Origin of the sequence: Blastomonas sp. RAC04 (genome assembly GCF_001713435.1) — a bacterium.
GTDB classification, from domain to species: Bacteria; Pseudomonadota; Alphaproteobacteria; order Sphingomonadales; family Sphingomonadaceae; genus Blastomonas; species Blastomonas fulva.
Genome location: NZ_CP016460.1, coordinates 2,949,989 through 2,974,868, shown reverse-complemented (window position 1 = coordinate 2,974,868; position 24,880 = coordinate 2,949,989). Strand labels below are relative to the sequence as shown.

Genomic DNA, 24,880 nt, shown 5'->3' with positions numbered 1-24,880 from the left:
GGTGACCTTGGAGGGCACCTTGCCAGATACCCGGCGGTCAGCGGCCGGGGCGATTTATGTCTCGAAAACAAGGGCCGCAACACGGCCGACAAGGTGCCGGCCTAGCCAGAGCGCCAGAGGGGAAGGATGTCATTCACACGAAAGGCTCACCGATAAGGGGGGTCCGAATGACACGAAAAATGTTCCGCAACACACTGCTTGGCGCAACCATGCTGATGGGCTTTGGCACCGGTCCCGCGTTCGCGCAGGATTCCGCACAGGAATCCGAAGCCCCGAACAGTGCCGACACCATCGTCGTCACCGCCACCCGGCGCGCGACCTCGCTGCAGGACGTGCCGATCAACATCAGCGCGATCGGCGCGGACGAGCTGGCAAAGCAGCGGATCGATGACGTGCGCGACATCTCCGATTTCACACCGGGTATCACCATCGTCGATACCGGCCCCAGTTCCACCGGCAGCATCGTGCTGCGCGGCCTCAATGCGTCTGATTCGAGCGCGACCGGGGATTCCTTCGACAACGCGCTTGGCATCTATCTGGGAGAAGTCCCGCTCTATTACGATTTCAAGCTGATCGATATTGCGCGCGTGGAAGTTCTGCTGGGTCCGCAAGGGACGCTGTACGGCCTCGGCACCCTGGCAGGTGCCATCCGCAACATCCCCAACCGGCCCAACCTCGATCGTTTCGAGGGCGAGGTGCACGGCCGCTTCTACGCCAAGCAGCATAGCGGCGATCTGGGGTATCAGGCTGACGCGGTTATCAACATCCCGATCATCAAGGATCACCTCGCGTTTCGGTCAGCCACGGGATATTATTTCGACCCCGGCTTTATCGACTATCCGCTGCTGGTGCAGCGTCCCGGCATTTCGCTGCCCCAGCCCAACGGGCCCAATTTTGTCACCCCGGCAGGCTATGCGGCAAATCTGCGGCGCGAGAACGACGTCAATTTCGAAAAGACCATCACCACCCGCAACCAGTTGCTGTATCAGGCGAGTGAAGACTTCAAGGTCATCCTCACTTACGCCTTCCAGCAGACCAAGACCGATGGCGGCCAGTACAACAGCGATGGCGTGTTTGGCACCGGTCGGTATCAAAGCGCGGTCCGCTTTCTCGAACCGGTCAAGCGCCGGGCACACCTTGCCAGCGTCGAGATCAACGCCAATCTCGGCAATATTGCCGATCTGGTCGCGACCACGGCCTATACCGATGTCAAGAACAACACGAGCAGCGACATTACCGACCTGCTGCTTGACCTCGATTATGGCTATGAATCGTTCCCGGCCTTTGCCGGCTTCAATCAGAACCAGAATCGCCGCAAGCAGTTCAACCAGGAAATCCGCTTCGTCTCGCGTCATGGCGGCCCGTTCAACTGGGTGCTCGGCGGCTTCTACAACGAACAGAGGCTCGACAGCTTTGGTCGTGAACGCCTGCCCAACCACCCTTTCATAGCATTCGGAACGCAGCCCAATCCAGACGAGGTCGAATATGCAGCCTTCACCCGGTCGAAAGTGACCGAAAAGGCGATCTTCGGTGAGGGCACCTTCAGGATCACGCCTGAATGGCAGGTAACGGCAGGCGCGCGCTACTATGACTATACTTCGTCCATTGCGGGCCGCGCAGTGCTGCCCATCCTGGGCGATCCCATCAGTCCTTTCGATCTGCCGCCGGCTGGCGGAGATGCCGGGGCGAATGGCTGGGTGTGGAAGTTCAACAGTTCCTACAACTTCACGCCCGACATCATGCTCTACGCCACCTACAGCAAGGGCTATCGCGTTGGCGGTCCCAACTCTGTGGCACCCTGCGGACCACTGGTACCAGGCCAACAGGCGGTGTGCGCTCTGCCGGAGGAGGAACAGTTCCTGCCGGATACAACCAAGAACATTGAAATTGGCGTCCGCGCGCAGCTGTTCAACCGAATGCTGACGGTCAACGCCAATGCGTTCACGATCGACTGGGACGGTATTCAGGTCGGTTCTGCGACCATCAACGGGGTTGTCGGGATCACCGTCAATGGCGGCAAGGGCAAGGCCGAAGGATTTGAAACCTCGTTCCAGCTGCGGCCGGTTCCACGTGTGTCGATCCAGGGAACCTATGCCTATCTGGATGCGAGGCTCACACAGGATGTTCCCGCGCTTATCGCGGTCAACAGTCCCGCCGGAATATATCCAAGCCGTCCCATCCGGCTGGATGCGCTTGCGGGCGACCGCCTGCCCGGATCGGCAAGGAACAGCGGCAGTCTCGGGGCCACCTATACGGCACCCCTGGGTGAGGGCAGCATCGTTGCCGACTGGACCGCAACCTATCGCGGCAGCGTCGTCACCCGTATTGGCTGGGACCGTGCCTTCGGCGACAAGCTGCCCGGTTTCACCACGCACCGTGCATCGGTGTTCTATGACACCGAAAAGTTCAGCATCGGCGTGTTCGCGGGCAACATCTTCGACAAATATGCGGTCGGCTCGGTTTCCAATGACCGGTCACGCGTCGGCCTGAACGATGGCGTGAGGCTGCGCTATTTCCGGCAGAATGTCATCAACCCCCGCACCTTCGGCATCGAAGCGCGGTTCAAGTACTGAGCCGCGCGGGTGTCGGGTCTGCAACCTTTCATCAGGCTGGGCGCGGCGGTTCTGCTGGCGGGGTGTCTGGCAGGCACCCCGCCAGCCGGGGCAAAAACCGCAGCGCCTACCCGGCTGTTTGCCGAGCGCTGGATCGACGGCACCAACGGCGCGGAACCCGCCACCCAGGTCCAGGCGCTCGACGCGGATACCTTCGTCATCCGCCAGTCGGTCCACAGCAATTTCGAGGCGCCGTTCCTCTATCTGCTGTTCGGGCGCGACAAGGTGCTGCTGATCGACAGCGGCGCGGACGGCGGGCAGATCGTGCCGACCGTCGACCGGCTGATCACCGAATGGCTGATCGCGCACAAGCGCAGCGCGATCCCGCTGATCGTCGCGCACAGCCATTCCCATGGCGACCATATCGCTGCGGACGCCGCGTTCGCAAAGCGGCCCGGCACGGTGGTCGTCGGGTTGAAGCCGGCGGATGTCGCGGCGTTCTTCGGCATCGATCCCTGGCCCGGGGATGTTGCGACATTCGATCTGGGTGGCCGCGCGCTCAGCATATTGGCAACCCCCGGGCATCAGGCCGCCGCGATCATGGTCTATGATCCGCAACTCAAACTCCTGATCTCGGGCGACACGCTCTATCCCGGACGGCTCTACATTCCGGTCAACTTCCTAAACGACAACCGCAAGAGCATCGACCGGCTGGCGGCCTTTGCCAAATGGCACCCGATCCGAGCGGTGCTGGGCGCGCATATCGAGATGACCCGGACGCCGGGGCGAGATTATGCCCACGAGGCGGCAAGCCACCCCGACGAACATGCGCTGGAACTGCCCGCTGCCGCGATTGCCGAGCTGCGCCAGGGGCTCACCGCCAGGCTCGACGTGCCCGACCAGGGCCAGGTGCACGACCACTTCATCATCATGCCGGTGGGCGCCCGTGGGGAGTGACGACATAGACCAGATCTATGGGATCTATACCGCATTGCCATCTGGCGTGATGGGGCGGTTTTCACGACGGTAAGTTGAATTTCATCATCCTGATGCCCCGGGTTTCTGCGGCTTATCCAAGGTCACCGGGTCAGCAACTGCGAGTACAGGCATATGGACGGAGTTCGCGTAGGCAATCGCATCATCGGCGGGCAATCGCCGGTCACCATCGGATGGGAAAACATCCCGCGGGTGCAGGGCGGGCCGGTCAAGCAGTTCGTCTTCACCTATTTCCAGCCTGCGGTTCTCTTCGCGATGGTGCTGTTCTGGTATTACGCCCCCAACTCGATCGCCAAGGCCTCGACCGCGATCGGCATCGGCATCGCGTTCCGCGTGCTGCTGCTGGTGCTCGAATGGGTCAACCCGCGCTTCGAAAGCTGGCAGCTGACCTGGAAGGAGCTGGTCACCGACCTGTTCTATGTCGGGCTGGGCTATACCATCCTCAACATGGTCGACAATTACATCGGCAGCGATGTGCTGATCGAATCGCTGCTGAGCACTTATGACTGGGGCAAATTCAGCTGGTTCACCGGCCTGCCGCTGCTGGTCCAGGCGTTCCTGATCCTGTTCATGTTCGATTTCGGCCAGTACTGGATGCACCGCGGCATGCACAACTGGTACCCGCTGTGGCTGACCCACTCGGTGCACCACTACATCACCCAGCTCAACATCAACAAGGGCGCGGTGGGCAACCCGGTGGAGCTGTTCCTGATCGGCCTGGGCATTGGCGGGCTGTTCGACTTCCTGCCGCGGGCAGCCTTGCTCGCTGGCGCGATCGGCATGTCGATCGGGGTGTATCAACACATCAACGTGCGGTTCAACACGCCGGCCTGGTGGCGCTTCCTGTTCAACACCACCGAGCATCACAGCCTGCACCACTCGCAGGATTTCGAGGCGACGCGCAGCAACTATGCCAGCAACTTCATCTTCATCGACCGGATTTTCGGCACCTGTGTCGATGGCGAGGCCGAACTGCTGGGCATGGAAGGCGGCCGCCGCATGTCGATCCGCGAACAGATGCTGTTCCCCTTCACCGAAGGCTGGAAGACGACCAAGCAGCGCTTCGGCAAGCGCGAGGCCACGCCGGACGCGCCCTTTGCCGACAGCAATGCGATTGCGGCGGAATGATCGACCAGGCCCAGTCGCTCGGCGACCATAGCCCTCATCCTCAGACACCCTTGTTGCAGGGATTTCAGATGAACCTGCGCTTCATCGACTGGCTCTGGAACATCCGGGGCAGCGTTCCCCTGCCGCCGGGCCAGTCGGGGGACGAGGCGTTTGCGAGGCTTGATCCGCTGTTGCAGCAGCCCGGCACCAGCTGCGAGCGCAGCGGCGAGACCCTGGTGTTCACCAAGAAGGACCAGGCCGCGCAGGACAGGATGTCGATCTTCGATGCAGGAGCGCTGCAGATCGAACAGGGCGCGGACGGCGCGGTGCTGCGCTATCGGCTGTACAGCCGCGCGCTGCTGTTTTGCTTGCTCGCGCCCTTGCTGTTCATCGCCTTCGGCCAGATGATCGTCGGTATCGGCGTGCTGGAAGGCCCCCCGACCGAAGCCGAACTGAAAGCCGAAAAGGCCAAGCAGGAGGCGAAGGACAAGAAGGTCCAGACGCTGAACCCGATCGATCAGTTCCTTGGCGCACCGGCCCCCGAAAAGCCGAAAAAGGACGAAAAGGACAAGGCGAAGGACAAGGCCAAGGACAAGAAGCATTCGCCGACCGCAGCCTATGTCTTCGCCGCGATCTTTGCCGTGTTGTTCGTCGCCGGGCGGATCCTGGAAGACTGGCTGATCCGCAAGCGCTTGCGGCAGGCGCTGCACGAAAGCTGAGAGGGACCCCTGGTCCCGGCGCCACCGAGCCCAGTCCCACATCATCCGCCACCCGATGCGCTGTTCGCGCCCGGCTCCCTCGCTCGCCGCGTCGAGGAGAGAGGCCAAGGCCCCGGCGCACAGCATTACCTGTTCGTCCGCGCCTGCCAGGCATCACGCCCCGCAGCGCACCGCACAGCCGCCGCTTGCATCCCCCAAACGCAATCCGGCCCGGAAGTCTGCACTTCCGGGCCGGATCGGTTGTCTGCGGTGGAGCGATGCGAAGCTTAGTGCTTCACGCCCGCCCACACGTTGCGATAGGCCATATAGCCCAGGCCCGTCGCGATGATCAGGAAGATCAGCACGGCCCAGCCAGTCTGGTGGCGCTTTTCCAGCGTGGGCTCTGCGGTCCACACCAGGAACGCTGCCACGTCCTTGGCCATCTGCTCGCGGGTGGCGTTGGTGCCGTCGGAATAGGTGACGATACCGTCGCTGCCCAGCGGGTTGGCCATCGCGATGTTCAGGTTCGCGAAGTAGGGGTTATAGTTCAGGCCCGGTCCCGGCATGGCATCGGGGAAGCGCTTGGCGAGTTCCGCCGGCGGTTCCTGATAGCCGGTGAGCAGCGAGTAGATATAGGCTGCTCCGCCATGACGCGCCTTGGTGATCAGCGAAAGATCAGGCGGCAGGGCGTTGTTGTTGGCTGCGCGGGCAGCGGTTTCGTTGGCATGCGGCGAAGGGATGAAGTCGGCCGGAAGCGGCTTGCGCGTCGTGGCTTCACCGGTGGCCGGATCGATCGACGGGGTCTGGGCGGGCCAGTTCGCGGCGATCGCCTTCACTTCGTCTTCGTTATAGCCAAGCTCGCCCAGGTTGCGGAAGGCAACCAGCCGCATCGAATGGCAGGCTGAGCAGACTTCCTTGTAGACCTGGAAACCGCGCTGCAGCTGCTGGCGGTCGAACTTGCCCATCGGGCCGTCGCTGCTCAGCGACAGCTTCTTGGGGTGTTCGTGGAAGGCATGCTCTGCGGTTTCCTGCGGCGGCTCGCTGATATAGGCGACCGCGCCCACACCGAACGAGACCAGCAGCCAGCCGCTGAAGAACAGCCCCACCAAAAATGCACCAATGCGAATCATGTCGAATGACTTTCCTTTTAGCGTCTGGCGTTATTCGGCGGGCTGCAGCGCGGGGCCGCCAGCGGTGCCGATGCTGTCCCGGCCGAGCACGCTTTCCGTGATCGAGAAGGGCAGGGGCTTGGGCTTTTCGATCTTCGCGATGATCGGCAGGATGATCAGGAAGTGCGCGAAGTAATAAGCCGAAGCCAGCTGGCTGAGCATCACGAACGGCTCTTCAGCCGGCGCGCCACCCAGATAACCCAGCAGCAGCACGTCCAGCACCAGGATCACGAAGAAGATCTTGAACAGCGGACGATAGTTGCCCGAACGCACCGGCGAACGGTCCAGCCAGGGCAGGAAGAACAGCAGCAGGATCGAGGCGAACATCGCCAGCACGCCGAGCAGCTTGGCCGGCACGATGAAGAAGTCGAAGGTGAAGGCGCGCAGGATCGCGTAGAACGGCCAGAAATACCATTCGGGAACGATGTGGGCGGGCGTCGAGAGCGGGTTCGCGGGGATATAGTTGTCCGCATGGCCCAGGAAGTTCGGCGCGAAGAACAGCACCGAGCAGAACAGGATCAGGAACACGCCGAGGCCGAAGCCGTCCTTGGCGGTGTAATAGGGGTGGAACGGCACGGTGTCCGATTCCGACTTCACTTCCACACCGGTGGGGTTCGACGAACCCGGAATGTGCAGCGCCCAGATGTGCAGGATAACGACACCGGCAATCACGAACGGCAGCAGATAGTGCAGCGAGAAGAAGCGGTTCAGCGCGGCGTTGTCGGGCGCAAATCCGCCCAGCAGCCAGGTCTGGATCGGCTCGCCGACCAGCGGGATCGCGCCGAACAGGCCGGTGATCACCTTGGCACCCCAGAAGCTCATCTGGCCCCAGGGAAGCACATAGCCCATGAAGGCGGTCGCCATCATCAGCAGGAAGATGACCAGGCCGAGCAGCCAGATCATTTCGCGCGGGGCCTTGTACGAGCTGAAATACAGCCCGCGGAAGATGTGGATGTACACGACAATGAAGAAGAAGCTGGCGCCGTTGGCATGCGCGTAGCGCAGCATCCAGCCCCAGTTGACATTGCGCATGATGTGTTCGGTGGAATCAAAGGCGACCAGCGCGTTGGGCGCATAGTGCATCGCCATGATGATGCCGGTCACGATCTGCATGACCAGGGCGACCCCGGCGAGAACGCCGAAGTTCCAGAAATAGTTCAGGTTGCGCGGAACCGGATAGCCGGCGCCGATCGCGCCATAGACCAGCCGCGGCAGCGGCAGGCGTTGATCCAGCCATTTGGTCAGATCGGACTTCGGTTCGTAATGCTTGGCCCAGGAAAAGCTCATCTTCTATGCTCCTCAACCGATCTTGATGACTGTGTCAGACAGGAATTCATATTCCGGCACGACAAGGTTGGTCGGGGCCGGACCTTTGCGGATCCGTGCAGCGGTATCGTAATGCGAACCATGGCAAGGGCAGAAATAGCCGCCGAACTCGCCCTTCACCTCGCCCTGCGCCGCTCCCAGCGGCACGCAGCCCAGATGGGTGCACACGCCCAGCGTGACCAGCCAGTTGGTCTTGCCTTCCAGCGTACGGTCGGCGAGCGACTGCGGATCGCGCAGCGAGTTCACGTCCACCTTGTTGGCGGCGTCGATTTCGGCCGGCGTCAGGTTGCGGATGAACATCGGCTGTTTGCGCCACACGGTCTTGATCGCCTGGCCCGGTTCCACCGCCGAAACATCGACTTCGGTCGAGGCCTGGGCGAGGACGTCCTTGCTGGGCGCCATCTGCGTGATCAGCGGGATAAGAACCGTGGCTGCACCAACGCCTGCAAAGCTGACCGCTGCAATGTTGATGAAGTCACGGCGACGGACACCATCGGATTCGATGGCCGCGCTACCGTCTTGATTCATGGTTACTTGTTCTGCCATGTCGCTAACCTGACCCTCAAGCTATTGAAAAGTTGATTGATTTTTTCGATGCTGAAAGCGGCATGGCACGGCGTTGCCCTTCGCCCGTCCGCATGATTGGGGGCCTGATAGACGCAAAAACGTCATTTTGCCAACAACGAAATTGGCGCGGCGCAGCATAGTTTTCATGAATGACGGATGATGGCGCGCACAAAATTGCGCGACCGGCCCATCGGCTGCGTGACTTGGCCGTCGACAGCGCTAAAGCAGGGGCATGCGCATCGCTCTGTACCAACCCGACATCGCCGGAAATGTGGGGGCCATTTTGCGGCTGGGCGCCTGTATGGCGGTTCCGGTAGAGATCATCGAACCGTGCGGCTTCGTGTTCGACGACAAGAGGCTCAAGCGCGCGGCGATGGATTATGGCCCGCTGGCCGAAATGCGCCGCCATGCCGACTGGGAGGCGTTTCAGGCGTTCCGCAAGGGCTTGGGCGCGCGGCTGGTGCTGATGAGCGCGCATGCGCCCGCCAGCATCTATCGCACCGAATTCCGCGACGACGACATCCTGCTCATGGGGTCGGAAAGCGCCGGCGTACCGCCGCATGTGCGCGATGCGTGCGAGCTTGCCACCACCATCCCGATGGCGCCCGGCCTCAGATCGCTCAACATATCGGTTGCAACCGGGATTGCGCTTGGCGAGGCGCTGCGGCAGACACGGCAGCTGGGCGATGCATGAAGGCGTACGCCAGCGCAGGGGAGCATGATGACCGATTGGACTGAACAGAGAGTGGCGGCGCGGGGCTGGTTCGAAAGCCTGCGCGATGCAATCTGTGCCGAATTCACCGCCATTGAGCGCGAGGCGGGCTCGGACGCCGAGTTCGATTATTCCGCATGGGACCGGACCGAGGCCGATGGATCGCATGGCGGCGGCGGCGTGCGCGGGCTGATCAAGGGCAAGGTGTTCGAAAAGGCGGGAGTCAACGTCTCGACCGTCGAGGGCCGGTTCAGCGAGGAGTTCGCCAAATCGATCAACGGCGCGGGCGAGGACCCGCGATTCTTTGCAACCGGAATCAGCCTGGTCGCGCATATGTCCAATCCGCACGTACCCGCGGTGCATATGAACACCCGTTTCCTTGTCACCACCAAGGCATGGTTCGGCGGAGGAGCCGATCTCAACCCGCCGCTGCCTTACGCCGAAGATACGGATGATTTTCACGCCCGGATGCAGGCTGCGTGCGATGCGCACAATCCGGACTATCATGCCAGGTTCAAGGCCTGGGCCGACGACTATTTCTATATCCCCCATCGCGGCGTGCACCGCGGCGTAGGCGGCATCTTCTACGATCATCTCGAATGCACCGACCAGCCGACGTTCGATGCCAATTTCGCGTTCACCCAGGACGTCGGGCGCGCATTTCTCGATATCTTTCCCGCATTGGTGCGCAGGCGGATGGCGCAGGAATTCACGCCCGCCGATAAGCACCAGCAATTGGTGTGGCGTGGGCGCTATGCCGAATTCAACCTGATCCACGATCGGGGGACATTGTTCGGGCTCAAGACCGGGGGCAATATCGACGCCATCCTGATGAGCCTGCCGCCCGAAGCGGTGTGGGAGTAGACGCGCGATGACGGTGGAGCGGCTCGATCATGTCAACATCATCGCGCAGGATCTGGCCGCTACCGCCCGTTTCTATGCCGAGCTGCTCGACCTCGAAATCCGCGACGCGCCGCCGCCGCTGACGCCGGACAACGCGCAATGGGCGTATGACCGCAATGGCCAGGCGGTGGTGCACATCAACAGCGTGGATTGCCCGCGCACCTTTCCGCGCGATGTCGCGCCGGGGCCCACCGGGTCGATCCACCACATCGCCTTTCGTTGCGAAGGGTTCGACGCGATGGAACAGCGGCTGCAGGCGAGGGGCGCGGAGTATTCGGTCAACACGGTGAATGCGATCGGCCTCAGCCAGATCTTCACGCTCGATCCCAATGGCGTGTTGCTGGAGCTCAATTTCTTCGCAGGGTGATGCAGGAGGGGATGCGATGACGGTGCGGTCCATATCCACCCATCCGGTCCATCTGGGCCTTGGCGCAAAGGCCATTACGCTGCCGCCGATGGATGGAGCGGCAGAATGGTACCAGGATTACGAGGCACGGACCGCGAGCGACGGCATCGAGGGGCGGCTGGTCACCCAGTTCACCTTCGATGCACCCTGGACGATGTGGGAGATGCACCCGGCGGGCGACGAGGTGGTGCTGTGCACCGCGGGGCGGATGACGCTGCATCAGGAACATCCCGATGGCACGGTGACGACGCTCGAGCTTGGCCCCGGCGATTATGCGATCAACCCGCCGGGGGTGTGGCATACCGCGGATGTCGACGGCACCGCGACCGCGCTGTTCATCACGGCGGGGATGGGGACGCAGAACAGGGTGCGGTGAGGCTGCGCCGCGCGCCCCTCCTTCTGTCATCCTGAACTTGTTTCAGGACCCATCGTGCCGAATGGACCGAAGCCGCGTGAGGAGAAATGGGCCCTGAAACAGGTTCAGGGTTACGAGGGTGGTTTGGCGCCACCGCTTCGTTCCAATCCTCCCCCCATTGACAGCCGCCCACCTTGCCGCCAATCGCACGGGCCATGGCCAGCGCTTCTGCTCCCCTTGATGACGCCCGTTTCGGGCTGGACCGGCGGGTGACTTTGCTCGGTCCGCTGCCGCTCGATTGCGGCGCGGCGCTGGCGCCGGTCGAGATCGCCTATGAAAGCTATGGCACGCTGAACGCGGACAAGAGCAACGCGGTGCTGATCTGCCATGCGCTCACCGGCGATCAATATGTCGCGTCGACCCACCCGATCACCGGCAAGCCCGGCTGGTGGCAGCGGCTGGTGGGTCCAGGCAAGCCGGTCGATCCCGCGCGTGATTTCATCGTGTGCGCCAATGTCATCGGCAGTTGCATGGGCTCGTCGGGGCCCGCGACGGTCAACCCCGCGACCGGCGAGCCCTGGGGCATGGATTTTCCGGTGCTGTCGATCGCCGACATGGTGCGCGCGCAGGCGCTGCTGCTCGATTATCTGGGCATCGAAACGCTCGCGGCCGTCATCGGCGGGTCGATGGGGGGCATGCAGGCGCTGAGCTGGCCGGTGCTGTACCCCGACCGGGTGCGCGCCGCGCTCGTCATCGCCTCTACCGCGCGGCATTCGGCGCAGAATATCGCGTTCCACGAGGTCGGGCGCCAGGCGATCATGGCCGATCCGCGCTGGCGCAAGGGGGCCTATTATGCCGATGGGGATGTGCCCGCATCGGGGCTCGCGGTCGCGCGGATGGCGGCGCACATCACCTATCTGTCCGAAGCGGGTCTGACCGAGAAGTTCGGGCGCAGGCTGCAGGACAAGACCGGCCAGGATTGCGCCAATCAGACGGGGGGCAGCAGCTTCGGCTTCGATGCCGATTTCCAGATACAGAGCTATCTGCGCCACCAGGGGATCAGCTTCGTCGACCGGTTCGATGCCAACAGCTATCTCTACATCACCCGCGCGATGGACTATTATGATCTCGCGCTGCCGTATGACGGCGTGCTGGCGCGCGCGTTCATGGGGACGAAAACGCGCTTCTGCCTGATCAGCTTCGACACCGACTGGCTTTATCCCACCGCCGAATCGCGGCGCATCGTTCACGCGCTCAATGCTGCGGGCGCCGAGGTGAGCTTTGTCGAGCTGTCCTCGCCCTTCGGCCATGATGCGTTCCTGCTCGAATGCCCCGAGATGAACCGGATCGTCGACGGCTTCTTGCGCGCCGGAGCTTCGACGTGACCGGCCTGCGCCCGGACTTGCGGATCATCGCCGACAATGTGACCCCGGGCGCGCGGGTGCTCGATGTCGGCTGCGGCGACGGCGCGCTGATGGCGGCGCTGCGCGACAGCCGCCAGGTGCGCGCGCGCGGGCTGGAGCTGAACCCGGCGAACGTCAGCGCGGCGGTGACCCGCGGGCTCTCGGTGATCCAGGGCGATGCCGATACCGATCTGGTCGACTATCCGTCCGACAGCGTCGATTATGCGATTCTCAGCCAGACGCTGCAGACCGCGCGCGCGCCGCACAAGGTGCTCGAAGAGCTGTTGCGCATCGGGCGGCAGGCGTTCGTCAGCTTCCCCAATTTCGCGCACTGGCGCATCCGCATGTCGCTGCTCACCCAGGGACGGATGCCGGTCACCCGGCTGATCCCCGAAGCCTGGTATGAAACCCCCAACATCCACCATGTCACCATCGACGATTTCCGCGAGCTGATCGCGCAGCGCGGCTGGACCTGCGATGGCGAATGGTTCCTCTCGGGCGACCAGCAGACCTCGCGCGGCATGGCCAATCTGCTCGCCGAACACGCCGTGTTTCTGCTGCGGAGATAACCGACATGAAGATCGCGATCATTGGAGCGGGGCTGGCCGGGCTGACCGCGGCAGGCGCGCTGAAGCACGCCGGGCACGAAATTGCGCTGTTCGACAAGGCGCGCGGCCCGGGCGGGCGGATGTCGACCCGCCGCACCGAGACCGCGCTGGGAATGGCGTTCTTCGACCATGGCGCGCAATATTTCACCGCGCGCGATCCGGACTTTGCCGCCGAGGTGGCCCGCTGGCAGGCAGGCGGGTCCGCGGCGCGCTGGCCGGCTGCGGGCGCGGATGCCTGGGTCGGTACGCCGGGGATGAACGCGATCATCAAGGCGCTGGCTGCGGACCATAACGTGCGCTGGACCTGCCGGATCGAAAGCATTGCGCGCGAGGTGAACGGGTGGAGCCTCATTCATTCCGAGGGCGCGGAGACCGCCGATGCGGTGATCGTCGCGGTTCCGGCAGAGCAGGTGGCGGATCTGGTGGCGGTGCATCAGCCCGATTGGGCGGAGCTGGCGCAAGCAACGCACTCTCAGCCCTGCTGGACGGTGATGGCCGCATTCGATGCGCCGGTCGCCATCGCGGACGATTGTCTGCGCACCCGCGGTGCGATCGGCTGGGCGGCGCGCAACAGCGCCAAGCCGGGACGGACCGGGCCGGAAAGCTGGGTGGTGCAGGGTTCGCCCGACTGGTCGGCGGCGCATCTGGAAGACGAAGCCGAGGCGGTCAGCACGCTGCTGCTGGCAGAGCTTGCAGCAATGGCCGGTGGCGCGTTGCCTGCGACCCTATCGGTGCAGGCGCACCGTTGGCGCTATGCAATGTCGGGCTCTGCAGGCAGGACGGCGTTGTGGGATGGATCGCTGGGGCTGTGCGGCGACTGGCTGGTCGGGCCCCGGATCGAGAGTGCCTGGGCCTCTGGCCGCGCGCTCGCGGCGCTCGTCGTATCGGGCTGAGCGCGCTTCGGCTCAGACGATCGCGCTGGGCGCCAGGCTGGCGGCAATGAACATCGACGAGGTCACGATCGCCACAACGGTGGTGAACAACTGACCCTGGATGCTTTCAAGACCGGCGATAAACATGGGATATTCCTTGACGATTTGTGCGGGATTGATCCTGCGGGCGATCAGACGATCGTTCCGGGGCCGATGCTGGCTGCGATGAGCACGAAGGACGAGACGGCAGCGAGCAGGGTAGCGATCAGGTTCATGACGGGATTTCCTTGTATCTGGTGAGTGGAAGTGTGGGTGGTTCAGACGATCATGCCGGGCAGGACGCTGGTGGCGATCAGAACGGCAGAGCAGATCGTGGCGAGAGCGGTTGCGAGAATGTTCATGAGAATGTCCTTTTCAAATAATGGGGTTGTGGAGGTGTGCGCGGATCAGACGATCGCGCCGGGGATGACGCTGGCAGCGATGAAGACGCTGGAGCAGACGATGGCGAGAGCGGCGGCGATCAGCTGGCTCTGGGCGGCGGTGAAGATGGTCATGGGTACGTCCTTTCATGTGTTTCTGTCGGTTCCGACCGGGTTGGCCGGAGATGCCAGACACATTGCACAGGGCGTGCCAGTTTGAAAAACAAAGCTAAATCAGTGCCTTGACTGTGAAGCAGAGTTTTTGCGAGATGAACGGATGCTGACAGTTGGGGAAATTTCCCATTAATCAGGATTGCTGCTCGCGCTTCGCGCTTCGCGGGTCAGGCTGCAGGTGCGATCAGGCCGACGCGTTCGGCTTCGGAGACCATGCGCCGGCTGAAAAATTGCGAAATGGCAAAGCGCGCGAGGATGTCCGGGGCGGGCGTGCCGGGATTGACCCCCACCAGCTTTTCCAGCTCGCCCCAGCTGCGCCGCGCCTCCTTCGTCCGGCCATTGGCCGCCAGCGACAGCGCCTTGGCAAGCAGGAAGTTGGGCTGGGTGGCCTTGTCGCGCGAATCCGCACGCATCGCCAGATCCATCGCCGATGCCACCTTGCCGTTGAGCTGGCGGGTGATCACCAGTGATGCGATCTGATAGCCGCCCGGCTCGCTGTTCATGGTCAGCGCGCGCTCGAGCACCGGCTCGGCGCCCTGCGTGTCCCCGCACGACAGCAGGAAGGTGCCTGCCAGCCCCAGCGTGTCGGGCTCGAGCGGGTTGCTCTCCACCGCGCGGCGGGCAAAGGCGATCGCCCGGGGGCAATTGCCGCGCGCAAGCGCCGAGCGCGCCACCGCGATCTGCGCCAGCGACGAACGTCCATCGAATTGCAGCGCGGCCTCGGCCAGGTCCCTGCCGCGCTTGGAGGGGACGAGCGGCGTCAGCCGTCCGGCTTGCGGGCTGGACAGCGCGAGATAGGACTGCGCCTGCAGGAACAGCGGTTCGTCGGGATAGGCCTCAAGCGAGCGGGCGAGGCACTTTTCCAGCGCCGGGCGCAACGCCGGATCGCGCTGCTGGCGGAAGGCATCATACTGGATCAGGCAGGGATAGCCCGGGCTCGTGTCGTCGCCGATCAGCTTGCGCTGGTGCTGCGCGATCAGCCCGCCCGACCGGGCGATGGCGGAAATACCCGATCCGATTGCCTGCTCGAAATCCGGCGCGGTCAGGCGGCTGCCGTTGCGCGGCAGCTCGTACGACCACAAGGTGGTGCCGGTGGCGCCATGCCGCAGCGTGAGGAACAGCAGTTCGGGCGAGGCCCCCTGCTGGCGGCCGCCTCCGCGCAGCAGCAGTTGATATTCGCGCGCGGCATCGCGCATCGCCGGACTGTCGGAATGCGACCCCATGCTGACAGCGAGCATTTCGAAGCGCTGCAGCTGCATCTCGGCGATCTGCGCGACGGTATCGAGATCGTCATTGCCAGCAGCCGGATCGGTGGTGATCGTGACATGTGCGACCTGCTGGCGCATGTCGCGCCGTGCGAGATCGCGGTCGGCCGCATCGGGTCGCGCCACCAGCCAGATCACATAGAGCAGTGCCAGCAGCATCAGCACCGGCAACGCCCAGATCAGCCAGCCGCGATCCACTCCCTGCGGCACCGGTGGCGGGGCGGGCTGCAGCATGGATGCGGACGAGGACGGGGTCGGCAGGACCGTCTGGGTCGCTGCCGCTGCCGGATCGGCCGCCTGCGCAGCGCCTTTCGCCGGAGTCTGGGGATCCGCCGCCGCCGGACCTGCACCTGCCCGTTCGGGCGATACCGTGGTCAGCGGCAGCAGCTCGACATTGTAATGGCCCACGGGAATGGCGATGCGCTGGCGGCCATGCGCCTGGTCGGGGGTAAGCGCGGCATAATGCAGATCGAGCATCTTGCGCAGGCGCCCGACCTGAACGCGGGGGTAGCTGTCGCTTTGCGGATCGAAGCTGTCATCGCGGCCCAGCCCTTCGACCGCGATCTGGTAAGCCTTCAGCCGCGCGCCATGGCCCGCGAGCGTCTGATCGACAAGATATTCGAGAAGTCTGCGCAGGACCGGAGACCGCACAAATTCGGGCGATTGCATCACCAGTGCCAGTTCGCTTAGCAAAGCGATTCTGTCAGGTTGCGCGCTCACGTGATGCAGTCCCTTCGGGGTTGCCTGTCGCCATTTCTTGCGGATGAAGCGCCCTGAACCTTTATCATGTCCGCACTTGTGAAACACAGACGATATATAGTTGAATGTAACTTTGCAATTGGACGTGACATGAAAATCCGCGTCTCGCCCAAGAAACCCGGCTTTTCACCGTTACACGTGGTTTCACCTCTCCAGATCGCTGCTTTTTCTGACTGAGGGCTTGGAACCTTGGGGGTTCGACCCTATCGAGGCACAGACATGCAGTCCTTCCACACAGCATCTCCCGCTCCGAGCGGTAAACAGCCCGCGATGCGGCAGACGCTCGCGCGCTTCCTGCCCTATCTGTGGCCCGATGGCCGGCCCGACCTGAAGCTGCGCATCTGCGGCGCGATGCTGATGGTGCTGCTCGGCAAGGCGGCTGTGCTGTCGATGCCCTTTGCCTACAAGGCCGCGATCGACAGCATGACCATCGACGGCACCACCATGGCGATGGTGGCGATCACCGCGGTGCTCGCTTATGGCGCGGCGCGGCTGGGATCGGTGCTGTTCGACAATCTGCGCAACGTGGTGTTCGAGCGCGTCGGGCAGGAGGCGACGCGGACGCTTGCGGAGAACGTCTTCGTCCAGCTGCATACGCTGTCGCTGCGCTTCCACCTTGCCCGCCGCACCGGCGAAGTGACCAAGGTCATCGAGCGCGGTACCAAGAGCATCGACGTGATGCTGTATTTCCTGCTGTTCAACATCGCGCCCACCGTGCTCGAGCTGATCGCGGTGCTGGTGATCTTCTGGATCAACTTCGGCATCGGCCTGGTGCTGGCGACGGTGGCCATGGTCGCGCTGTACATCGGCTTCACCCGCATCGTCACCGACTGGCGCAACCACTTGCGCGAGACGATGAACACGCTCGATGGCAAGCAATTGGGCCGCGCGGTGGATTCGCTGCTCAACTACGAGACGGTCAAGTATTTCACCGCCGAGGCGCGCGAAGCCAAGCGCTATGGCGATGCTGCGCGCACCTATGCCAATGCCGCGGTGAAGTCCGAAAACTCGCTGGCGCTGCTCAATGTCGGCCAGTCGCTGATCACCAACCTGATGATGGCGGGCGCGATGGCCTATACAATCTGGGGGTGGAGCCAGGGCCTGTTCACCGTGGGCGATCTGGTGCTGGTCAACACGCTGCTGATGCAGCTGTTCCGCCCGCTCGATCTGCTCGGCATGGTCTATCGCACGATCCGCCAGGGGCTGGTCGACATGGCCGCGATGTTCGACCTGATCGATACGCCCGCCGAGATCGTCGACATCCCCGGCGCGCCGGCGCTGGACAGCGCGCTGCCCTCGGTCGAGTTCCAGAATGTCGATTTCGGCTATGATCCCGACCGGCAGATCCTGCACGGCCTCAGCTTCAAGGTGGAGCCGGGGCAGACGCTGGCGATCGTCGGGCCCTCGGGCGCGGGCAAGTCGACCATCGCGCGGCTGCTGTTCCGCTTCTATGATCCGCAAGGCGGGCGCATCCTGATCGGCGGGCAGGACATCGCGAGGGTGACGCAAGGATCGCTGCGCGCGGCGCTGGGGATCGTGCCGCAGGATACCGTGCTGTTCAACGACACCATCGGCTACAATATCGGCTATGGCCGCGAGGGCGCGAACCAGGACGAGATCGTCCGCGCGGCGCATGGCGCGGCGATCGGCACCTTCATCGAATCGCTCCCCAAGGGCTACGATACCGAGGTCGGCGAGCGCGGGCTCAAGCTTTCGGGTGGCGAAAAGCAGCGCGTCGCGATTGCGCGCACGCTGCTCAAGAACCCGCCGCTCACCATCTTCGACGAGGCGACCTCGGCGCTCGACAGCGCCACCGAGGCAGAGATTCTCGACACCCTGGGGTCGCTGGCGCAGGGGCGAACGACGCTGGTGATCGCGCACCGCTTGTCTACCGTCACCCATGCAGATACCATCATCGTGCTGGACAAGGGCCGCGTCGCCGAACAGGGGTCGCACCGCGAACTGCTCCGCAAGGGCGGGCTCTACGCCGCGATGTGGCAGCGCCAGGCGCTGGAGCGCGAGAAGGAAGAGGCACAGACGGTATGAAAAGGTCGCTTGCCCTGTCGCTGATGCTGGCCGCCAGCCTCACCACACTGCCCGGCTGCAAGGACCGCAGCCAGGGCGAGCGCTCTCCGGTCCAGATGCCGCCGATCCTCGCCTCGCTCTCCGCCGCCCCGTCTGCCTCTGCCGCCTCCGCCATGAAAGACCAGAAAATGTTTACTCCGCTGACCGAAACCATCGAGGTTTCCCCGCAGATTTCGATCGATCAGGTTGCCGCTGCCAAGGCGCAGGGCGTGACGATGATCATCAACAACCGCCCCGATGGCGAGGATCCGTCGGCCCCGCAGGGCGCGGACATCGCCGCGGCCGCCGAGGCGGCGGGGATCGACTATGTCGCCATTCCCGTCACCCATGCCGGGTTCTCCGGCCCGCAGGTCGATGCGATGATCGCGGCGCTGGGCAAGGCGGAGGGCAGCGGCGGCAAGGTGCTGGCCTATTGCCGCTCGGGGACCCGCTCGACGCTTCTGTGGTCGCTGGCACAGGCCAAGCAGGGCAGGAGTCCGGCTGAGCTCAGCCGCGTCGCCGCCAATGCAGGCTATGATCTCAGCCCGATCCGTCCGATGCTCGACGCGCTCTCGGGGCAGGCGGAGTGACCTACAAATCCTCCCCCGGCCTGCTCGGGGAGGATTGAAACAGCATGGTTAACCCTATCCTAACCATGCTGTGATCAACCTTGCCCATTCCGCTGCGGCACATCTGCTTGCGGAAAGGCAAGGAGAATGCGGCATGGCGAGCCATCCCGGCGCAGCATCGGGCAATTCATCGGCGGCGTTGACGCTGGCGGAACTGCGCGAGTTCGCAAGTTTCTCGCCCGGGGCGCAGCGCTATATCAAGCGCGCGCTTGATATCGGGCTGGCGCGCGAGGATGCGTTCAAGCGCTGGGCGCGCAACGCCGAGGAAACCGCCTCGATCCGCATGCACTATCTCGTCTACCAGGATTTGAAGCTGTTGCGCGGCAATGTGCCCGATGCGCCGCACGAGGACGGGTTCGAGCATTTCATGGCGCTGCTGGTGCGGCTGGCGGCGTTCGATCTGGCGCAGGGCCGGATCGAGAGCTTTTCGTCGTTCCGCTTCCTGTACGAACGCCTGCTGGGCGCAGATGTGCGGCCCTGGCTGCCATCGGCCTATTGCGCCGCGGCCGCGCTGCCGCAGATCCAGCCCGACCGCCGCAAGATCCTGCTCCAGTCGATCAGCGAGGCTGCCGCCACCGCGCCCGGCTGGTCGCTGCGCGCGCCGGTGTTCTTCCCCGAATGGGTCGAATGGGTGAGCGGCGACGCCGCGCACTGACCTGGCAGCTTCTCACCACAGTTCCATACCGCCACCCCCTCGAACGCGGGGGTCCCGCTTCTGCGCAAGGCTGACGGAGAAGCGGGATTCCCGCGGTCGCGGGAATGAGAAAGATCAGCTCGTCCCCACCAAAGCCCCCAGCACCACGCGGCGGTAGATCCGCGCGAGCGTGTCCAGGTCGGCAATCGCCACCGCCTCGTCGAGCTTGTGCATCGTCGCGTTGCAAAGCCCGAACTCGACCACCGGGCAGATCCGCGACAAGAAGCGCGCGTCCGATGTGCCGCCGGTGGTGGACAGCTCGGTCTCGAGCCCGGTCTCGGCGCGTATGGCGTCGGCGATCATGCTGGACAACTCGCCCGGCGGGGTGAGGAACGCCTCGCCTGAAATCTTCGCCTCGACACTTCCCCCCATCGCCCCGGCGATGCCGCTGATCAGCTCGATCAGTGATGCTCCGCTGTGCAAGTCGTTGAACCGGATCGAAATCCGCGCCTCTGCCCCGGCGGGTATGACATTGTGCGCGGGGTTGCCCACCGCCAGATCGGTGGTCTCGATGTTGCTCGGCTGGAACCAGTCGGTGCCATTGTCGAGCACCACCTGCTCGATCTCGGCAAGGATCGACACCAGCTTCGGGATCGGATTGTCGGCGAGGTGCGGATAGGCGACATGGCCCTGCTGGCCGGCCACGCGAATCCACATGTTCACCGACCCGCGCCGCCCGATCTTCACCATATCGCCCAGCCGCGAGACCGAGGTCGGCTCGCCCACCAGGCACAGATCGGGCACCGTGTCCTGCGCCTGCATCAGGTCGATCAGCGCGCGGGTGCCATAAACCGCAGGGCCCTCCTCGTCGCCGGTGATGATCAGGCTGATCGTTCCGGTCTCGCGCGGAATGTCGGCAACCGCCGCGACGAAGCTTGCGATCGATCCCTTCATGTCGACCGCGCCGCGTCCGTGGAGCAGGTCACCACGCACCACAGGCTCGAACGGATCGCTGGCCCAGCCCTTGCCCGGCGGCACGACATCGAGATGCCCGGCAAAGGCGAAATGCCGTCCCGCATCGCCCGCAGGCCGCCGGATCGCATGCAGATTCTCGACCGGACCGTCGGGCGCCTCGCCGCAGACGAAGCGGGTGACATCGAACCCCAGGGGGTCGAGCATGCTTTCAAGGCAGCCGAACACCGCGCCGGTGGCGGGGGTGACGCTTTCGCAGGCGATCAGACGGCTGGCAAGTTCGAGCGGGGAAGCGGCGAGAGTGGCGGTTTCGGTCATGGGGGCTTTCTTGTTGTCTGCGCCCGCATTAGCATCGCCGCATGCCCAAAGTCGACCTGCAAGCGGTTCCGCAAACCAACGCCACGGGATATCCCGACCACCTCGCCAATGTCGTGCAGGGGCGCTGGTATCGCCGCCTGTCTCCCGCCGCCGGGCTCACCGATTTCGGTGCCAGCCATGTCGTGCTCAAGCCCGGCGCCTGGTCGGCGCAGCGGCACTGGCACGAGCAGGAGGACGAGCTGCTGGTGATCCTGTCGGGAACTGCGGTGCTGGTCGACGATGACGGGCGCACGCCCTTGGTGGCGGGGGACGTCGCTGCGTTTCCCAAGAACGATGGCAATGGCCATTGCCTGATCAACGAGAGCGATGTGGATTGCGTGTTCCTGGTGGTGGGCAAGAGCGTCAACGGTCCGTGCCATTATCCCGATGTCGACATGCACGAAAACGGTGGTGGCGATAAGCGCCGCAAGACCGGCGAGCGCTTCTGATCGCCGCCCGCCTCGCACCTGCCTTCGCCAGCGGATAACCGCCTGGCACTCTTTCCCGATGTAACCTCGCTTGCTGTGCCGAGTGGCGCATCCTGTTGCCATGCCCTGCGGCAGCCTCCGCTCCGCCCATATTGACCGCTGCAGGAAAAGACGCCATAGGCTAATGCGAATCGCTAGCAATAGCATTAGATGGGGGATTTCATGACACGCTGGTTCTGTTCCGTCGCGCTGGTCGGCCTGTGCGCCGCGCCCGGCGCCGCCTTTGCCGCGCAGCCGGGCTCTGCGCTCGCAGCCGAAACCGAGAACGCGGATGCCGAGGCCGGGAGCGATGGTCGCACCATCGTCGTCTCGGCAACCCGCACCCCGATCACCATTGATGACGCGCCCGTTACCATCTCGTCGAAGAGCGACGAGGAGATCGCCGACGAACTCGCCACCGACATCAAGGATCTGGTGCGGTTCGAGCCCGGGGTCAGCGTTCGCCGCCAGCCTGCGCGCTTCGGTGCCGCGCTGGGCAGCACGGGCCGAGCGGGCAACGAGGACTTCACCATCCGCGGCATCGGCGGCAACCGCGTGCTGATCCAGGTCGATGGCGTGCGCGTGCCGATGGGCTTCAGCTTCGGCGCGCAAAGCGTAGGTCGCGGCGATTCGGTCGATATCGGTCTCGTCAAATCAGTCGAGATCCTGCGCGGTCCGGCTTCTGCGCTCTATGGCAGCGATGGGCTGGCTGGCGCGGTCAGCTTCACGCTCAGCGATCCCGAGGATATCCTCAAGGGCAAGGCGGTCGCGGGGCTGGTGCGCAGCCAATATGCCAGCGCGGACGACGAGTTCGCGCACACCGCGATTCTCGCGGGCCGCAGCGGCGACATCTCGGCGTTGGTCTCCTACAGCCGCCGCGATTTCAACGAACTCGACAACCGCGGCACCAACGATGTGCTGGGTGCGAACCGCACCACCCCCAATCCGCAGGACGGCCACAGCAACGCCGCCACCGCGCGCATCGTCTGGGACCCGGCAGGCGGGCACAAGGTCCGGCTGACGGGCGAGTATCTCGACAATGCGCTGGTCACCGATCTGCTCTCGGGCCGCTCGGCGACCATCGACAATCTGGTCGCGCGCGACACCGGCAAGCGCTGGCGCGTGGCGGGCGACTGGATCTGGGAGGGCGAGGGCACGCTCGAGATGGCGCGGGTCAGTGCCTATTGGCAGTCGGCCAAGGACCGGCAGTTCACCCAGGAAGACCGCACCCCGCTGGCCGACCGCACCCGGCTCAACACCTTCGACAACCGCGTCTACGGGCTCGCTGCCGAAGGACGCGCTGCGTTCGCCACCGGGCCGCTGCAGCACAAGCTGGTCTTTGGCGCCGATGCCAGCTGGACCCGGCAGCAGGGCGTGCGCGGCGGCACCGTGCCGCCTGCGGGCGAAGTATTTCCATCGAGCGCGTTTCCGGTCACCGATTATGTGCTGACCGGGCTGTTCCTCGGCGACGAGATCAGCGTCGGGCCGCTCACCCTGTTCCCGGCGCTGCGGTTCGATCACTACAAGCTCACCCCGCAGGCCGATCCCTTGCTGCCGCCGAACTTCGCCACCACCAGCCAGTCGGGCGAGCGGGTCAGCCCCAAGATGGGCGCGGTGCTCAAGCTTACCGAGGAGGTGCGGCTGTTCGCCAACTACGCGCAGGGGTTCCGCGCGCCCGAGCCCAGCCAGGTCAACCAGTTCTTCGAGAATCTGGGGCAGGGCTATACCTCGCGGCCCAACGCCGATCTGGGGCCGGAGCGCAGCGAGAGCATCGAGGGTGGCATCCGTTTCGTCAGCGAGGCGGTGAGCCTCAGCGCGACGGCGTTCTCGGCGCGGTACAAGGATTTCATCAGCCAGGAGGTGGTCGGTGGCGGCTTCACGCCCGCCAATCCCGCGATCTTCCAGTTCATCAACCTCGACCGGGTCAAGGTGGAGGGGGCAGAAGCCCGGATGGACCTGCGCGGTACCAACGGCATCACCGGCCAGCTGGCCATTTCCTATGCCAGGGGCGATGTTATCGATCCTGCGGCGGGCACGCGGGTGCCGCTGGCCACGGTCGACCCGCTCAAGCTGGTCGCCGGGATCGGCTGGCGCGACAAGGCGGGACGGTTTGGCGGGCAGCTGATCGCCACGCACAGCGTGCGCAAGTCCGACGAGCGCAGCACCGGGGTGTGCACGCCGTCGTGCTTCCGCCCCGGCGCGTTCACCATTCTCGATGCCACCGCTTTCGTGAACCTGGGGCCGGTGACGCTGCGCGGCGGGGTGTTCAACCTCACCAACGCCAAATACGCCTGGTGGTCGGATGTCCGCGGCCTCGCCAGCACCACGACGATCGCCGACGCTTTCACCCAGCCAGGGCGCAACGGCAGTGTCTCGTTGACTTATCGCTTTTGATTCGCAAAATTGTTAGCAATACGGAAATAGGGGTACAGATGATGAAGACTTCGATCGTTTCTCTTGCCGCCGCCAGCCTGCTGGCGCTGGCCTCCGCACCTTCTTTGGCGCACCCGCCGATCGCCGAGCGCCCAGCGCAGGAAGAGGCTGCGGTGTTCGAGGCCGACCGCGCCGAGATCCTTGCCATGGCGGGCAACTTCAAGGTGCGCTTCGACATGCAGGAGGCCACCCCCTGGCAACAGGGCTATGCCCCGCTCGACCGCAAGATCTCTGGCGGTCACGAGGTGGTGCGGGTGATCGAGGACACCGGCCGCCGCATCGTGCTGCAGCACATTCTGGTCTCCGAGCACGAGGGCAAGCCGCATATCACCAAGCACTGGCGACAGGACTGGGAATATGAGCCCGCCAAGGTGCTGGTCTATTCGGACCGCAATGCCTGGACCTGGGAGGACGTGCCCGAAAAGATGCGCCGCGGCCGCTGGTCACAGACCGTCTGGCAGGTTGACGACAGCCCGCGTTATGCCGGCTGGGGCCAGTTCGAGGAGCAGGGTGGCCTGCGCCGCTGGCGGTCCAACTGGACCTGGCGTCCGCTCGCCCGCCGCGATGCGGTGCGTAACCCGGTGTATGACCGCTATTACGCGATCAACCGCCACCAGACCACGCCCGATGGCTGGGTTCACTGGCAGGACAACATCAAGATGGGGCTCGACGAGGGGTCGCTCAAACCCGTCGTGCAGGAGTATGTGCTGAACACCTACACCAGGTTCGACGGCTATAACGTCAAGGCGGCGGACGATTACTGGGCTGCGACCAAGGGCTATTGGGCTGCGGTGCGTTCGGCCTGGGACAAGGTGGCGACCACCAAGGGCGGCATTGCCATCCAGGAAGAGGCGCAGGCCGGAACCGTGATCAGCGCGCGGCTGCTGACGATGGCCGACGAGATCGTCGAGGGCAAGTTGACGGAAGGCAAGGCCAAGGCCGAAGCGCTCAAGCTGATCGAAGACAATACCCGGATGGCAGGTGGACAGCGGGTCGCTAACGCCGGTCAATAAGGGTCGGCGCTCCACCCATT

Annotated in this window: 22 protein-coding genes; 17 read left to right on the top strand and 5 right to left on the bottom strand. The window is 64.2% G+C overall.

Annotated features, from left to right (window positions below; all coding sequences use genetic code 11):
* Positions 1-167: 167 nt before the first annotated feature.
* The 4 genes from BSY18_RS14860 (at position 168) to BSY18_RS14845 (ending at position 5,374) form a co-directional block, all read left to right on the top strand.
* The gene (locus BSY18_RS14860) at positions 168-2,573 is read left to right on the top strand and encodes a TonB-dependent receptor (protein WP_069051025.1); all 2,406 of its coding nucleotides are present in this window, start codon (positions 168-170) and stop codon (positions 2,571-2,573) included.
* 9 nt (positions 2,574-2,582) lie between these two features.
* The gene (locus BSY18_RS14855) at positions 2,583-3,509 is read left to right on the top strand and encodes an MBL fold metallo-hydrolase (protein ID WP_236823376.1); all 927 of its coding nucleotides are present in this window, start codon (positions 2,583-2,585) and stop codon (positions 3,507-3,509) included.
* Between the two features lie 153 nt (positions 3,510-3,662).
* Positions 3,663-4,676 carry a sterol desaturase family protein gene (locus BSY18_RS14850; protein ID WP_069051024.1) on the top strand — a complete coding sequence of 338 codons (1,014 nt, stop codon included), beginning with the start codon at positions 3,663-3,665 and terminating at the stop codon, positions 4,674-4,676.
* Between the two features lie 68 nt (positions 4,677-4,744).
* Positions 4,745-5,374: a hypothetical protein gene (locus BSY18_RS14845; protein WP_069051941.1), complete on the top strand. Its 630-nt coding sequence runs from the start codon at positions 4,745-4,747 to the stop codon at positions 5,372-5,374.
* A gap of 266 nt (positions 5,375-5,640) precedes the next feature.
* Here the strand turns inward: BSY18_RS14845 and BSY18_RS14840 are convergent, their stop codons facing one another.
* Genes BSY18_RS14840 through petA form a run of 3 tightly spaced genes read right to left on the bottom strand, consistent with a single transcriptional unit; the run spans position 5,641 to position 8,376 of the window.
* Positions 5,641-6,483 carry a cytochrome c1 gene (locus BSY18_RS14840; protein WP_054135032.1) on the bottom strand — a complete coding sequence of 281 codons (843 nt, stop codon included), beginning with the start codon at positions 6,481-6,483 and terminating at the stop codon, positions 5,641-5,643.
* 30 nt (positions 6,484-6,513) lie between these two features.
* On the bottom strand, positions 6,514-7,809 hold the full coding sequence (locus BSY18_RS14835) for a cytochrome b (protein WP_054135033.1): 1,296 nt from the start codon (positions 7,807-7,809) through the stop codon (positions 6,514-6,516).
* Between the two features lie 12 nt (positions 7,810-7,821).
* Positions 7,822-8,376: a ubiquinol-cytochrome c reductase iron-sulfur subunit gene (gene petA / locus BSY18_RS14830; RefSeq protein WP_369814855.1), complete on the bottom strand. Its 555-nt coding sequence runs from the start codon at positions 8,374-8,376 to the stop codon at positions 7,822-7,824.
* A gap of 271 nt (positions 8,377-8,647) precedes the next feature.
* Here petA and BSY18_RS14825 point away from each other — a divergent pair, with 271 nt between their 5' ends.
* The 7 genes from BSY18_RS14825 to BSY18_RS14795 all read left to right on the top strand — a co-directional run bounded on the left by BSY18_RS14825 (position 8,648) and on the right by BSY18_RS14795 (position 13,695).
* Positions 8,648-9,109 (top strand): tRNA (cytidine(34)-2'-O)-methyltransferase, encoded by a 462-nt coding sequence (locus tag BSY18_RS14825; protein WP_069051023.1) that lies wholly within the window; start codon positions 8,648-8,650, stop codon positions 9,107-9,109.
* Positions 9,110-9,136: 27 nt separating this feature from the next.
* The gene (hemF, locus tag BSY18_RS14820) at positions 9,137-9,991 is read left to right on the top strand and encodes an oxygen-dependent coproporphyrinogen oxidase (protein ID WP_069051940.1); all 855 of its coding nucleotides are present in this window, start codon (positions 9,137-9,139) and stop codon (positions 9,989-9,991) included.
* Between the two features lie 7 nt (positions 9,992-9,998).
* Positions 9,999-10,397, top strand: coding sequence for a VOC family protein (locus tag BSY18_RS14815; protein ID WP_054135036.1), 399 nt, complete (start codon positions 9,999-10,001; stop codon positions 10,395-10,397).
* Between the two features lie 16 nt (positions 10,398-10,413).
* Complete coding sequence (locus BSY18_RS14810) at positions 10,414-10,812, top strand: cupin domain-containing protein (protein ID WP_069051022.1); 399 nt, start codon at positions 10,414-10,416, stop codon at positions 10,810-10,812.
* A gap of 194 nt (positions 10,813-11,006) precedes the next feature.
* Positions 11,007-12,176 carry a homoserine O-acetyltransferase MetX gene (metX, locus tag BSY18_RS14805; RefSeq protein WP_054135038.1) on the top strand — a complete coding sequence of 390 codons (1,170 nt, stop codon included), beginning with the start codon at positions 11,007-11,009 and terminating at the stop codon, positions 12,174-12,176.
* A complete protein-coding gene (metW, locus tag BSY18_RS14800) occupies positions 12,173-12,763 on the top strand; it encodes a methionine biosynthesis protein MetW (protein ID WP_069051021.1) in 591 nt (196 codons plus the stop codon). Before metX ends, metW begins: the two co-directional genes overlap by 4 nt.
* 5 nt (positions 12,764-12,768) lie before the next feature.
* Positions 12,769-13,695: an NAD(P)/FAD-dependent oxidoreductase gene (locus BSY18_RS14795; RefSeq protein WP_069051020.1), complete on the top strand. Its 927-nt coding sequence runs from the start codon at positions 12,769-12,771 to the stop codon at positions 13,693-13,695.
* A 739-nt stretch (positions 13,696-14,434) separates the two neighbouring features.
* Here BSY18_RS14795 and BSY18_RS14785 read toward each other — a convergent pair.
* The gene (locus BSY18_RS14785; protein WP_171900246.1) at positions 14,435-16,252 is read right to left on the bottom strand and encodes a tetratricopeptide repeat protein; all 1,818 of its coding nucleotides are present in this window, start codon (positions 16,250-16,252) and stop codon (positions 14,435-14,437) included.
* 309 nt (positions 16,253-16,561) lie between these two features.
* On the opposite strand from BSY18_RS14785, the gene BSY18_RS14780 reads away from it, so the two are divergent.
* From BSY18_RS14780 to BSY18_RS14770, 3 genes are all read left to right on the top strand, one after another.
* Positions 16,562-18,337, top strand: a complete 1,776-nt coding sequence (locus BSY18_RS14780) for an ABCB family ABC transporter ATP-binding protein/permease (RefSeq protein WP_171900245.1) — start codon at positions 16,562-16,564, stop codon at positions 18,335-18,337.
* A 167-nt stretch (positions 18,338-18,504) separates the two neighbouring features.
* Entirely contained in the window at positions 18,505-18,945 is a 441-nt protein-coding gene (locus BSY18_RS14775; protein WP_054135082.1) for a TIGR01244 family sulfur transferase, read from the top strand.
* Between the two features lie 133 nt (positions 18,946-19,078).
* Positions 19,079-19,639, top strand: a complete 561-nt coding sequence (locus BSY18_RS14770; RefSeq protein ID WP_054135083.1) for a hypothetical protein — start codon at positions 19,079-19,081, stop codon at positions 19,637-19,639.
* Positions 19,640-19,753: 114 nt separating this feature from the next.
* On the opposite strand, the gene dapE is transcribed toward BSY18_RS14770, so the two are convergent.
* Entirely contained in the window at positions 19,754-20,908 is a 1,155-nt protein-coding gene (gene dapE / locus BSY18_RS14765) for a succinyl-diaminopimelate desuccinylase (protein WP_069051016.1), read from the bottom strand.
* Positions 20,909-20,949: 41 nt separating this feature from the next.
* On the opposite strand from dapE, the gene BSY18_RS14760 reads away from it, so the two are divergent.
* The 3 genes from BSY18_RS14760 to BSY18_RS14750 all read left to right on the top strand — a co-directional run bounded on the left by BSY18_RS14760 (position 20,950) and on the right by BSY18_RS14750 (position 24,860).
* The gene (locus tag BSY18_RS14760; protein WP_069051015.1) at positions 20,950-21,396 is read left to right on the top strand and encodes a cupin domain-containing protein; all 447 of its coding nucleotides are present in this window, start codon (positions 20,950-20,952) and stop codon (positions 21,394-21,396) included.
* A 201-nt stretch (positions 21,397-21,597) separates the two neighbouring features.
* The gene (locus BSY18_RS14755; protein ID WP_069051939.1) at positions 21,598-23,808 is read left to right on the top strand and encodes a TonB-dependent hemoglobin/transferrin/lactoferrin family receptor; all 2,211 of its coding nucleotides are present in this window, start codon (positions 21,598-21,600) and stop codon (positions 23,806-23,808) included.
* Positions 23,809-23,849: 41 nt separating this feature from the next.
* On the top strand, positions 23,850-24,860 hold the full coding sequence (locus BSY18_RS14750; RefSeq protein ID WP_069051938.1) for a DUF6607 family protein: 1,011 nt from the start codon (positions 23,850-23,852) through the stop codon (positions 24,858-24,860).
* Positions 24,861-24,880: the final 20 nt, after the last annotated feature.